Source organism: Streptomyces sp. ActVer (assembly GCF_027270795.1).
GTDB lineage: Bacteria > Actinomycetota > Actinomycetes > Streptomycetales > Streptomycetaceae > Streptomyces > Streptomyces umbrinus_A.
The window spans coordinates 23,595-35,491 of sequence record NZ_JAPWHT010000052.1; the positions used below are offsets into that span (position 1 = coordinate 23,595).

14 protein-coding genes and 1 pseudogene are annotated in these 11,897 nt (G+C 63.9%); 4 read left to right on the plus strand and 11 right to left on the minus strand.

The window, feature by feature from the left end; genetic code table 11:
* Positions 1–56 precede the first annotated feature (56 nt).
* From O3Q52_RS11695 to O3Q52_RS11735, 9 genes are all read right to left on the minus strand, one after another.
* The gene (locus O3Q52_RS11695; protein WP_269648716.1) at positions 57–485 is read right to left on the minus strand and encodes a hypothetical protein; all 429 of its coding nucleotides are present in this window, start codon (positions 483–485) and stop codon (positions 57–59) included.
* Between the two features lie 548 nt (positions 486–1,033).
* On the minus strand, positions 1,034–1,678 hold the full coding sequence (locus tag O3Q52_RS11700) for a hypothetical protein (protein ID WP_269648718.1): 645 nt from the start codon (positions 1,676–1,678) through the stop codon (positions 1,034–1,036).
* Positions 1,675–2,277, minus strand: coding sequence for a hypothetical protein (locus O3Q52_RS11705; RefSeq protein ID WP_269648719.1), 603 nt, complete (start codon positions 2,275–2,277; stop codon positions 1,675–1,677). Before O3Q52_RS11705 ends, O3Q52_RS11700 begins: the two co-directional genes overlap by 4 nt.
* Before the next feature lie 93 nt (positions 2,278–2,370).
* Positions 2,371–3,681 carry a hypothetical protein gene (locus tag O3Q52_RS11710; RefSeq protein WP_269648720.1) on the minus strand — a complete coding sequence of 437 codons (1,311 nt, stop codon included), beginning with the start codon at positions 3,679–3,681 and terminating at the stop codon, positions 2,371–2,373.
* Positions 3,681–3,980, minus strand: a complete 300-nt coding sequence (locus tag O3Q52_RS11715; protein ID WP_269648721.1) for a hypothetical protein — start codon at positions 3,978–3,980, stop codon at positions 3,681–3,683. The genes O3Q52_RS11710 and O3Q52_RS11715 overlap by 1 nt, the downstream gene beginning before the upstream one ends.
* Before the next feature lie 1,122 nt (positions 3,981–5,102).
* Positions 5,103–6,197, minus strand: a complete 1,095-nt coding sequence (locus O3Q52_RS11720; protein WP_269648722.1) for a hypothetical protein — start codon at positions 6,195–6,197, stop codon at positions 5,103–5,105.
* Positions 6,188–6,859, minus strand: a complete 672-nt coding sequence (locus O3Q52_RS11725) for a hypothetical protein (RefSeq protein ID WP_269648723.1) — start codon at positions 6,857–6,859, stop codon at positions 6,188–6,190. The genes O3Q52_RS11720 and O3Q52_RS11725 overlap by 10 nt, the downstream gene beginning before the upstream one ends.
* Positions 6,860–7,178: 319 nt before the next feature.
* Entirely contained in the window at positions 7,179–7,550 is a 372-nt protein-coding gene (locus O3Q52_RS11730; protein WP_269648724.1) for a hypothetical protein, read from the minus strand.
* Positions 7,547–7,723: a hypothetical protein gene (locus O3Q52_RS11735; protein ID WP_269648725.1), complete on the minus strand. Its 177-nt coding sequence runs from the start codon at positions 7,721–7,723 to the stop codon at positions 7,547–7,549. Before O3Q52_RS11735 ends, O3Q52_RS11730 begins: the two co-directional genes overlap by 4 nt.
* Before the next feature lie 252 nt (positions 7,724–7,975).
* Between O3Q52_RS11735 and O3Q52_RS11740 the strand changes: the two genes are divergently transcribed.
* Entirely contained in the window at positions 7,976–8,266 is a 291-nt protein-coding gene (locus O3Q52_RS11740; RefSeq protein ID WP_269648726.1) for a winged helix-turn-helix domain-containing protein, read from the plus strand.
* Positions 8,267–8,369: 103 nt separating this feature from the next.
* Here the strand turns inward: O3Q52_RS11740 and O3Q52_RS11745 are convergent, their stop codons facing one another.
* Complete coding sequence (locus O3Q52_RS11745; protein ID WP_269648727.1) at positions 8,370–9,386, minus strand: hypothetical protein; 1,017 nt, start codon at positions 9,384–9,386, stop codon at positions 8,370–8,372.
* A 20-nt stretch (positions 9,387–9,406) separates the two neighbouring features.
* Positions 9,407–10,060, minus strand: coding sequence for a hypothetical protein (locus O3Q52_RS11750; RefSeq protein ID WP_269648728.1), 654 nt, complete (start codon positions 10,058–10,060; stop codon positions 9,407–9,409).
* Between the two features lie 162 nt (positions 10,061–10,222).
* On the opposite strand from O3Q52_RS11750, the gene O3Q52_RS11755 reads away from it, so the two are divergent.
* The 3 genes and pseudogenes from O3Q52_RS11755 to O3Q52_RS11765 form a co-directional block, all read left to right on the plus strand.
* Entirely contained in the window at positions 10,223–10,828 is a 606-nt protein-coding gene (locus O3Q52_RS11755; protein WP_269648729.1) for a hypothetical protein, read from the plus strand.
* 61 nt (positions 10,829–10,889) lie between these two features.
* On the plus strand, positions 10,890–11,537 hold the full coding sequence (locus O3Q52_RS11760; protein WP_269648730.1) for a hypothetical protein: 648 nt from the start codon (positions 10,890–10,892) through the stop codon (positions 11,535–11,537).
* Positions 11,538–11,688: 151 nt separating this feature from the next.
* Positions 11,689–11,897 (plus strand): annotated as a pseudogene (locus tag O3Q52_RS11765) (hypothetical protein); the annotation flags it as partial.

Below are 11,897 nucleotides of genomic sequence, written 5' to 3' on the forward strand. Positions count from 1 at the left end.
GGGTTTTCGCCACTGCGAACTTCTCCGCGAGAGACAACAAGAGGCAGCAAACAGAGTCAATTCGGTTCGAGCGCACCGGCGTCGTCGGTCGGCGAAGTCCGTTTGTCGCGTGCCACGGACAAGGCGATCAGCAGGGTGGCCGTGGCGATGGTGGACACCAGACCGACCGCCCACAGCCACGGGTAGTTGCTGAAGACCCAACTGGGGGGAGTGTCCCGACCTCGGCCCCACTTGCCGGTGTCCTGGGCATTGAAGATCAGCGACACGAGCTGCAGCATCGCCGCTCCGCACACGACGGCCAGGAGTGTGCAACCGAAAGAGCGGATCCTGTGGGCCTTCCATGACTTCCAGGCCGTACGGGACAAGGCCATCACGAAGACTGGTGCCACGCACGGCACCAACGCGCCCAGGAACACGGCGAAGCCGTACGCGCCGCCCGGCCATGTGTCGGCCGACCACTCCCAGGTGTCGTCGCCCCAGAACATGTCCAAAAGGGCAAGCAGGACGACTGCGGCCGTAAAGAGCAGGAACACAAGGCAGCCGAACAGGGTGTCGCCTTTGCTGGACCGCTTGCTCTCTCGCACCGACCGCTTGCCGGGCCGATGCTCATACCGCAACGAAGGAGCAGCCGCCCTCCGCCGACGGGGCTTGGCCGACCCTGCCATGTCCTTGTCCCCCAAGGTGTTCAGGTCGGCGTTTTCGTCGGCCGACGGAGCTTTTCCGCATGCTGATTGCCATGGCTGAGTGAGAAGTCGGCTCGGGTTGTCAGGCCATGGACTATCGCGACGTCCACCAGTTTCGCAGGAGCCCGGCGCCGGCTGCTGCGAGCAGAATCGCCATGATGGTGAATCTTCCGAACGGTGTGGTGGCCAGCAGCCACACACTTCCGAACAAAGACATAATTCCACCGCTGAAAAACAAGGCCCTGCGTGCACCCTCGGGCACGGCTCCTGGTGGAATCCAAGACATGTCGATCGGCCTCCAGGCCACTAGGTTTGGGTGTGGTTATGTCGATCACTGGTAGGAGGCGAATTCAGTCACCCTCGGTCTCCGGTGCGATGTAGTCATTGTGGCGCAGCGCGATACTGTGAGCCAGGTCGTCAATGTCGTCCAACGCGCTCAGGATCTGCGCCGGAGCGGGTGAAGCCGTGATGACTACTACATCCCGTCCGTGCTCTTCATTGCGCCATGCGTAGCGTAGGCTTGACAGCACTACATTTTTCTCATCTTCGACCGAATATCGAAGCACGCGCAAGCCGGTCCCGAGGAACTCGGTCGTGAAGTCCTCGACGATGGGCTTCTCAATGGCCTTCTCGTCGTCGGCAAGTGTGACGCGGCGCAACTCCGGCTCTTCCTTGCCCGTGGATTGGAAATCACTGACGAAAACGGGCAGAGGGATCGAGTCGGGGGCTGGCAGGTACAAGAGAACCTCGAACCCGGGAAACATCTTCGGGTAGCGCTCAACGCAGCCCACCAAGGTATCTGCCAGTACCTCGATCCCGCCCTCTCCGGGATCTTCGTCCCATTCGTCCCACCATAGTTCCGCTGTTTCCGTCGCCCACTCCCGTGGTGTCCGTGAATCTTCGTCTTCCTCCCAGGGCTCCACTGCGCCAATGGTCCAGCGCAGTGGCACCTCAAGCCAGAAGTCCTCGTCATAGTCGATCTCCAGCCAGCTCATTCAGTACTCCAACGGAAGGTGGTGACGATGGCGTCGAAGAGGGAGACGGTGGCGTCCGCGAGGTCGTCGGACGGGTCGCCGCCTCCCATGGTGGAGAAGGAAATCGTCACCCACCGTCCAAGATTCTTGGGCACGGAAACCACGTAGTCAACGCGTCGTGAACTCATTTCTATGTTTTCTGTCGGGTCTGCTTCCATGACCAGTTCGCGTCGGACGCCTGGTGAATCGTCGACGTCGACAGGTTCGTAGCCCGCGCCTGACGTCATTGCTGTGAGGAACTGGCCGCGATCAGAGTCAGCAGAACTTACCTCCCCCACCACGAAGGATGCGGCGATGAGTGGTTCACCGGGCTGCGCAACAGGAAGATAGAAATCCAGGCCACCGCTCTTCCGGGCGTTCTTGATGCCTACGCCAAGGCGCCTTCGTACCTCAAGCCGGTACCGCGCAACAAAATCTCGGGGGAGATTTTCGGGAACCTGCCTGCATGCGGCGGCCACGAGCTCATCGGCCGCCGACTCCATTTCGCGCTTGTTTCTGAGCGGGATCCTTTTCCAGCCTGGAGGAAGGATGATGGAGTATCCAACCGGGGCCTTTTCCACTCGTACGTCGGTCGTGTCAGATGTACGGGGAGTGGGTTTCACTCTATTCCTCAGTCTAGAGAGTACTTGGCCGATGCGCCTACGTAGAGGTCTTCAGAAATCAGATCCGCGCTGCACCGTGAATTGTTCTTTCGTGTCATTATAGCCCTCCACATAGGGCTTGCCTTCCCAGATGTCGCTGGTCCCGAGGCCCTTGTCACCCAGGTCGGCTGCGAGTCCCGCTCCGAAAGCCATCCGAAATCGATCCCGATACACTTCTGCGTTTTGGCTGGCTTTCAATACTTCTGGCGAATTGGGGTTGCTCGCCCGCATGTGCTGGATGTCCTTGTAATGCTGAGCGAATTCCTTGTCTCCGCCCGATGCTGCAAGATCGCGACGGCCGGAATCTGGCAGATCCCTGCCCCGTTCTGCTGCTCTTGCCTCATTTCGTGCCGCCTGCTTCTGTTTCTGGAGATTACCGAGCGCTCTTTCTGCGCCTCGCCTTTTCTTCTTGCTTGTCGTTCTTTTCCGGGTCTGCCTGTCCGCACTCTTGATGGCGTTATTGATCTTATTGTTGTTCTCTGCTCCCTTTGCAGCTCTTGCGACTTTCCCGGCTTCCTTGGCCGATGCTTTTCGCATGACTGCCTGGATTCCCTTGAGGCCCGTGAGAGCTTTGGTTCCAAGTCCCATGGTCAACAGGGAAAATGCATCCATTCCAACGTCCATCCAGGACCCGTCTCCTGTGACGGCGAAGAGCACGTGTGCAGCCATGACCAGGCCAGTGGCTATCGTGGCAATCATTGCGAGCCATCCGACAGGCGTAATGAAAAGCGCGACCAGGCCGATGATAGTGGCAGTCCAACTCAAGATGTCGACGGCAATTTTTACATAGTCGACGACGCCTTCCCACCATGAGTCCTTGATGACGTCATCGATTCCCTCACGGATATTGCGGGCGTGTGTACCGGCGCGGTCATCGCGATAGCCAGTTACTTTTTCAAGCTCTCGTTTTTCGCTGCCATACGGGTCACTCTCGTCACCCTTTTCCTTCTTGTCCCCTGCCGGCTTCTGTTCTTCTTCCTTCTGCTTGGCCTTTTTCAGCAGAGCGTCAGCGTCGGCCTGGCAGTCCTCGAGGTCATTTGCCCATTTGTCGAGGTGTCCGTTAACCCGCTCGTACCGCCCCGCCACCTCGCGTAGCTGCTTCTCGAGCTTGCTCGATTCGTCGCGCAGCTTTCCGGCGTACTTACCCTTGAGCTCGTCGTCTTCGCTCATCTTCTTGAGGGTTTTTGCCTGCGTGCGAAGCTTCTTCGCCACGCCGCGCAAGTGTGCGGCCTCTGAGCGAATGTCTTCGGGATCTCCTGGAACCGGGTCGGATTCGGCAAGCGGATGCCAGTCGCGAGGGCGCACCTTGCTGTTCGCGGCCATTATTTCTTCCCCTTGCGGGTGGAATCAGCGAGCTCTTTGTCCAGCCCTGTGAACGAGTCGATTGTCGAAGTCACCAACTTTTGGACGGTTTTGATGCTACCCAAGAGCTCCTCGCGATACTTTTCCCAGTTGTCCACGAAGTCGCTCATGGCGTCGGCGATCTGTCCGCTTCCCCATTCCTTTTCCATTGAGTCTTTTCGTTTGTCGAGACCTTCGAATTCATTTTTTAGCGTCTTGAGGCTGCTCTCGGATGAGACAAGAAGGTCGACATTGACGATGAGATCTGAGTCCCCAGCCACGGAGTTCCCCCAGGTATTCTTTATCGATTGATGGACTGGATTTCAGGGATACAGGCTTGGCGATGGTGGTGGCCTGGATGTTGAGGGCACCGATGTTCCATCCAGAAGGGCTGCTCGTCGCATTTCTGGGCTGTGGGTGCCGGCAGATCGCGGCTGATAGCGGTAGACGGGCGGCGTCCAGTTCGTTCTCGGAGCGAGACCGTTGTTCGAACCCTCCTGCTTGAGGGCGGTTCCTTCATTGCCGCTACCGAGATCCACGTCGGCGTGCGCAAGAGGTGGGGTGAGTGCACACACGGGTGAGGTGAACGCGTCTGTGTCGCCTGTATCAGCACCTGCGATCTTGTCGTTGCCGCTGGACTTGCCGTCTGCGCCGAGGTACGCGGTCAGAAGCAGGGGTGTGGTGGCGGCGAACGCGGCAGCAACGGGCAAAGTGCGGCGTTTCACAGTGGGCTCTCCGTGAGACAAAGGCTAAGTCAAGAGGAACGACCGTATCCGTGTGACGATCGGTTTCGCCACAGCGAACTTCCCTACCAGGCTGGGCGCGTGCAAGTAAATCGGGGCAAATCGGTTGCGCTCGTAACTCGATCGTGGCTGGCGCACAGCTTGCGCAGCCGCCTTCATAGGGGGTGTCGTCGAGCGCTCTTGTCCTGGCGTGGGGTCACCGGGCTTCAGGTACTGCCTGTTCGTCTACGCAAAGGATTCCGACGAGCCTGTCGGCGCTGTCCGGGTTACCGGTGAAGAGAGACGGATTCAAGACTGGTCGGCGAGTGTGACGCGTACGTCCGCGGCCGACCTCGCTGAACTCCATTCGCCGGGCTTGAGTCATAGACTTCCGTGGATACTTGCTCAGGGCCTCGGCTTCGCTGGGAATTCCACTTCGGGTGCCGAGGAAGAGCGCCCGTCGGCTGGTCGGGACGAGGTCTGTACCGCACCCGGCCGGACGCCGTCCGGGAGCCGATACGACGGCACTGCACGCGCGCGAGTGCCGGGGGCGACCTACATCACGGGGCAGTCGTGGACCTCGGTCTTCTGCAGGTCTTCAGTGGGGAGAGGGAACAGCGGTCGGTGCGAGCCGCGGCCGGTTCCGTGGGGTGTGAACCGGCCGCGTATCCCTTGCTCCGCTCAGCGGTTGACGGCTTGGGCTTCCTGGACGGTGATGTCCTGGACGGCCTCGATCGTGCCGTCGGGCAGGCCCACCGGGCCGGCCTGGCCGGTGCCGGTCCAGCTGATCTCCCAGGTGAGGGAGGCCTTGAGCGGGAAGGTTCCGCCGTTGGAGGAGCGGCCGTAGACGATGCCGCAAGGCGGGGTTTCCCTGGCCTTGCCCCTGGCGTAGGGCTCGCCGATCCTGCCGTCGACGATGGGGCATTCGCCGTTGGCCGGGATGGTCGTGGCGTCCTCGGTTCCCGGGTCGAGGGTCAGCGACTTGGGAGTGGCGGTCGTGGTCGCCTCAATGTTGAAACCGGGCACGTTGATGGCTGCCGTCGCCTGGACCTCGTCGAAGGCCGCGTCGTCGAGCCAGGCCCAAGTCGGCAGGTTCACCTTGGTGATGGCCTCGGGAGCCAGTGTCACCTCGGTGTCGGGGAGCTCCATGTGCTGGTACGCGAGGGCGGCGAGCATCTCCGGAGTGATGGCTTCTTCGTACCGCGGCGGCGGGGCCTCGCCGTTGTCGACCCAGAAGGGCAATTCGGAGCAGGCGGTCCGCTTGAGGTAGTCCGGCTCGTTGGGGTTCTCGACACTGGCCCAGAACATCCCCTCGCCGTCCTTCTCGACGTTGTAGTCCTTGTAGCCGGGAGTGTCGGTCCAGCCGTAGTCGTCCTCGTAGTGGCGCTCCATCTCGCCGATGGCCGAGCCGGCGGTGCCGCCCATGCCGGGCGTGTTCTTCGAGGTGTCGATGTCCTTGGACATCTTCTTCTTGAAGTCCTTGGCGCCGAGGTAGGGGGCGTACCAGCAGGGTGGCGGCGTCCAGTTGACGTCGGACGAGGCTACGTTTCCGCTGCCGCCGCTCTTGGCGACGGCGCCGGAGTACTGGATGCGGGCTGCGGCGTAGATGCCGGTGTCGTCGCTACCGCCGCCGGTGCCTTCCGTGCCGCCGCCCTTGCCGTAATCCACCGGTTCTGCTGCGGAGTTGGGGGCCGTGAGAATGAGAGAGCCGAACGCGATGGCCAGGGCGGCAATGCCGTTGCCGAGGGCTGTACGCGGTGATCGGTTCACTGGCACTTCTCCGCCCCCGTCTCGACGAACACCTTGGATGCCTGCCACAGCCCCTCACTCGTAGGGAGCTTGACCATGATGATCTTGTAGTAGCCGAAGTCCTTGATGCTGGGCTTGGCCTCCAAAACCTTCCCGGTCTTGATCTCTTTGCCGAGGAACTTTCCGGTGTCCGCGCAGAACGCGACCTCGACGGATTTGCCGTTCGGTGCGGACCGTGTAGTGGCGTCGTAGTGACGGCGGGTACCGGTGGCGGTCCAGCCGCCCTTGATCCATTCGTTGATCTGCACCTTCGCGTAGTTGAGCCCCTCGCCGGTGGCGTAGGCGGCAACGGCCGCGTCCTTGGTCGTGCGCTTGTCGACGCCCCGGTAGATGGCGCGGAGGTAGTTGGCAGCATCATCCATCGCCGCCGCCTCGTTCTTGTTCTTCGGCTTGTCCCAGTCGAAGACCAGGTCCATGTCCGCGGGCAGCGACACGTCCACACCGTCCGGCTTGTCCTCGGCCGGTGCTCCCGAGGGCTCCGCCGACTCCTTCGGCGTCTCCGCCCCCTGGTCGGCGCCCGCGATCTTGTCGTTGTCGCTGGACTTGTCGTCCCCGCTTCCGCAGGCCGTCAGCAGCAAGGCTGCGGTCGCGGCGAGCGCGGCAGCAACGGGCAAAGAGCGGCGCTTCACAGTGATCTCCCCGTGAGACAAAAGTGCAGTCAAGAGCACTGACGGTATCTGTGGGGCGATCGATTTCGCTACCGCGAACTTCCTTGCACGGCTGGTCGGATGCGGATCAATCGGGGCAAGCGGACGGCTCTTGTTGCCTGATCGTGTCTGGTCCACAGCGGCCCCGAGTGCGGGGCGGCGGACGCTGTTGGCGAATCCCGTCAGAGCTTCAGCAAGTGGGTCGTGAGTCCCGCCGACACGCCGTGAACCCGGCGTGTCGCTGGGACTCTCGCGACAATTACTTCGCCCGGCGGATTCGCCAACAGCATCCCTGCCGGGATCAGGTCTCCTGAGTCGTGCACTGCTCCTGGGTCCGGCAGCGCGGGCACCTGCAGGGTGGGTACGCCGATGTGTGCGGGAGTGGATCGCCCCGACCGGCGGTCCGGACCTCGGCCTTGCCCCGATCCCCGGTCACGGCACCGTCCGCGTTGACCGTGTAGACGCGGAGAGTGAGGCTGGAGCGGCGTGAACTGTCTGGAGTGGTCCGAGGGCGTTCCCGTACGTCGGTCATGGGCGGGTAGAGGTCGGCGCACTCGGAGCACGCGTACACGTTGAAGCCCGGCCCCGTCGCCGCCCGCACCTCGTGGACGAGTACCGGGTGGCTCGTCGTGCGGTGGCAGCGGGCGCACATCCGTACGGCGGGGCGCTTCACCGGGCGGTCACCGGGATGCCGTGGATGCGGTCCGGGCCGATGTCGATGCCGAGCGTGGCGAGATAGAGGGCACGGCGGCGGTCGCGTTGACGGCGGTGTTCGGCGGCGCGACCGCGGAGGACTCCGCTGAAGCGGGGCGGTGGGGCGGGGGTGAACCGGAGGGGAGGGATCACTCCGGGCCGGTGGCGGCCTCGGGGGCGGGGGGGTGCAGATGCTCAGCATCCGGGAGAGGAGTCGGAGGGTAGTGTCCAGCATGTTGGCGCTCCTGGTTTGTGATTAGCGTCGGCCGCGCCCCGGGACGGTTGCCTCCGTCGCCGGGGTTCTACTTGCAAGATGCCACGTTATAACTCGCGTACGCGCGGTGCATAGCGGTATCGCGTTATCCATAGAGCAGTGCAGCTCAAGGCAGTCGTACGGTGTTCGATATGACAGGAGCTTCAGAGCAGCCGCTGATCGACCCGAACAAGATCGCGTACCTATATATGCAGGTTGCCGATCACATCGCTGAGCGCATCGCCAAGGGGGAGCTTCGCCCCGGCGCTCGGCTGCTCGGGGAGCGGGATCTGGCCGAGGAGTACGGGGTGGCCAATCTGACCGCCCGCCGAGCTGTCCGCGAACTCCGCGAACGCGGCCTCGTCGTCACGCTCCCCGCGAAGGGCACCTTCGTCGCGTATCCCGAAGCCGACGAGCCCGTAGGCAGCGGCCAGGAGCAGTAGCAGCTCAAGGAGCGGGGCGACCATCGTTCCCGACCGGATCGATGGCGGGGGCGCACCAATCGTCTTGGTACGCCCCCGGCTTCGGTCTTCTGTGTCGCTGTCGTCAGCGGTTGACCGACTGGATCTCCTGGACGGTGATCTCCTGGTCGGCGCCAAAGGTGCCGTCGGGGAGGTCGCCGCCCGCGCCGCCGGTCCCCGTCCAGCTGATCTCCCAGGTGACGGTGGCCTGGAGCTTGAATGTTCCGTCGCCCGACGAGCGTAGGTACCTGATGCCGCACGGTGGTGTCTCGTCTGACTTGCCCTTGGCGTACGGCTCACCGATCGAACCGTCGTTGTTGATCGCGCACTCGCCGGAGGCGGGGTAGGTCTCGGCGTCCGCCGTGCCCGGCTCCAGTTTGAGAGACACCGGCTTGGCGGTGGTCGTGGCCTGGATGTTGAGGCCGCCCGCGTTGAGCTCGGCGGTGACGTCGACCTCCTTGAACGTGGCTTCGTCCAGCCAGGCCCACGTCGGGAGGTTCACTTTGGTATTCGCCTCGGGAGCGAGCGTGACCTCGGTTTCGGGGAGCTGAAGGCGGTTGTACGCGAGTTCGGCGAGGACCTGTGGGGTGACCGCGTTGGGGACGCCCGGGTCGGCACCGTTCTCGACCCAGAACGGCTGCTCGTCGCAGACCTGCGCTGCCGGCTCCATCCAGCGGTCCTCGTCACGGACGGCGACCCACCAGTTGCCCTCGTCCGCCACATCCTTGTTGTAGTCCTTGTACTCGCCGTCCTTGTACCTGTCCCTGAACTGGCCCACAGCCGTCTTGGCGTAGCTGTGCTGGCCCGGGTAGTTGACCGTCTCGTTGTACGTGTCCTCGACGTACTTGCCGAACTGGTCCGCCGTACGGGGCTCGTACCAGCAGGCCGGCGGGTCCCAGTCGCCGACGGGCCGCACGTTGCCCGTCTTTGCCTTGCCCCCGCCGCCGGTACTGCCGCTGAAGGTGACGAGGGAGTCGATGGCGCCGCCGCCCTGTCCGCCACTGGTCTGGGCCTTGCCGCTGCCCTGTGCGTTGTTGCCGCCCTTGTCGGCGAATGCGGTGCCGGGAGTCAGTACCAACGCGGTGGCCGCTACTCCCGTCACGAACCATCCGCCCCGCAATGTCACGGAGCGCACTTCGCGTTCCCCCTCTCCGAGAGCAGACTCGTGGTCTGCCAGACACCCTGATCGTTCTTCTGGACGCGGGCGCTGTAGGTGACGTACGAGTTCTTGGTGACGGTTGTCTTGTCGGCCTTGTCCGTCTTCCGGTCCTTGTCGTACGCCTTGCTCTCGTCGGAGCAGTAGGAAACAGCGGCCGTGTCCTTGTCCGCGATCTTGATCTCAGGGTTGAAGTAGCGCGTCGTCCCTGTGATCGACTTGCCGTCCTTCTTGTAGCCCTGGACCCACTCGACGGCATCGATGAGGGCGTCACCCTTGTAGTAGAACTTGATCGCCTCGGAGTCCGGCTCACCGGCCGTGATGGACGCGTCCGTGGCGTTGATCCGCCGGGTGACGTCCGCGAGTACCGCGTCCTTTGTCGCGTCGCCCGCCTTCCAGCTCTCGAAGACGTTGCTGACGTCCTTGGGAAGCGTGACCGTGGGGCGCTCGACAGCATCCGATGCTTCCGCGCTCGGCGAAGCCGATTCCTTGGACGCCTGGTCGGCACCCGCGATCTTGTCGTTGTCGTCAGACTTGTCATCCCCGCCGCCGCAAGCCGTGAGCAGTAGGGCTGCGGTCGCGGCCAACGCGGCAGCAACGGGCAAAGTGCGGCGCTTCACAGTGGACTCCCCGTGAGATTTAGGTTCAGTCAAGAGCAGTGACGGTATCCATGGGGCCAACGGTTTCGCCAGAGCGAATGTGTCCCGCTGATTCCCGTATGGGCTGGGTGGGGTGATTTGGCTGTGACGAGCGCTCCGGACATCCGGGCCTAGGCTGACCGAATGTCGAAAGAGACCGCCCGCTGGCTCGCCTTCAGCCTCACCTGTGCCCTCGGATCCGCAGGACTCGGCTGGCTCGCCCCCGCGCTGCCGCTGAAGTCCTGGGTCGGCGGGGCGGCTGTACTGACGGCGTGGTTGTTGCTGCCGCTGGCGACGGTGCTCGTCCCGATGCTCGGGCTGCGGCGCGTTCCGCGTGCCCGGCGGAAGATGGCGTGGCAGCTCATCGTTCCGGTGGTCGCGGGCGTGGCTCTGGGCGTCGTGGCGGGTGAGGCCGGGCAGCAGTCGGCGCTCGCGGAGCGCGGGCGGTGGACGACGGCCACGGTCGTGGGAATAGAAGACGCCAAAACCGACCAGTGCACCCTGCAGCGGCGGGCGGACGGCACAAGGATCTCGCCGAGGCTTTCCGAGGGCGATGGCTGCCGTTCGGTGTCGAAGGGCGACATCCTGCGCGTCCGGTACGACCCCGAAGGCGCCGCCGGCCCGGTGACCGACGTCGAGTCCGACTCGTACGGAGGACTCATCGCCGGCCTCGTCCTCGCCGCCGTGGCGATGGGCACCTGGGGGAGCGTACGAATGAGCCGATGGGACCACGCGTACGCGGCCTCGTAGGCTTGCGCGCACATCAGTCTGCATCTGCAGTTTGCTTCGGAACCGGGGGAGAGCGACCAACATGGCCCGCTACATGGAGACGCTCACCATCGAGCGCGGCGGCTTTCGGATCAAGGTTCCGGAGTCGTGGTGGGAGTTCGACGTGCGGCCCGAGTCGCGGGACGACTCGATCCGGCGGATGGTGGCCGAACGGGTGCGGCAGCAGCCCGAGTTGGCCAAGCACCAGGACACGTACACCGCTTTCCTCCGGAAGGCCGCGGCGGACGCCTGGAAGTCGGGCGCGCTGTACTGCGGCTGCATGGCCGAGAGCTTCGGCGGCGACACCCCCATCACCGGCTCGATCACCGTCTCGCTCGTCGGCGGGCGTACGCAGGCCGGCGAGCCCCTCTCCACCGACCCGCAGGTCATCGCGAGCCAGCTCGCCGTGCGTGAAGCCAAGAAGGAGGGCGACGCGTGGCGGAAGGTCACGACGGTCGACATCCCGGGCGTCGGCACGGCCGCGCGGACGTACGGCATCGAGGACATCCCCGTACCCGACGACGCCCTCAAGCGCACCATCCGCGCCGTGCTCATGCAAACGTTCATCCCCGTCCCGGGGCAGGAGGGCAAGGTCGCCCTCGTCGCGGGCAGCAGCCAGGTGCTCGACCTCGCCGACTCGTTCTTCGACATCTTCGACGCGATCACGTCGACGTTCCGCTTCGCGGAGTAGCGGAGCGAGCCGGTGGCGGGGCGGCGGCGGGTCGTCGTAGCCGCGCGGCAGCCCACGCCACCATCGTGACCTTTCCATCGAACGCCCGTAGCCAGTAACTTCACTTGTGCGTATGTGTGGTTGACGGGGTTGGCGTGACGGGGGTTGCGTGATGGCGGGTTATCGGCCGACGGACTGGCATGTGCTGGACCTGGAGAAGGATCCGACGCCGGGCGATCCGGACCGGGTCAAGTCCTTGGCGAAGAACCTGCACGACTTCGCCGACGACGTGCAGGACGCCCTCCGCCTGGTGAAGGGGATGGCGGATGAGGATGCCGTCCTGACGATGGTGGGCAAGACCGCCGATGTGTTCCGGGACGA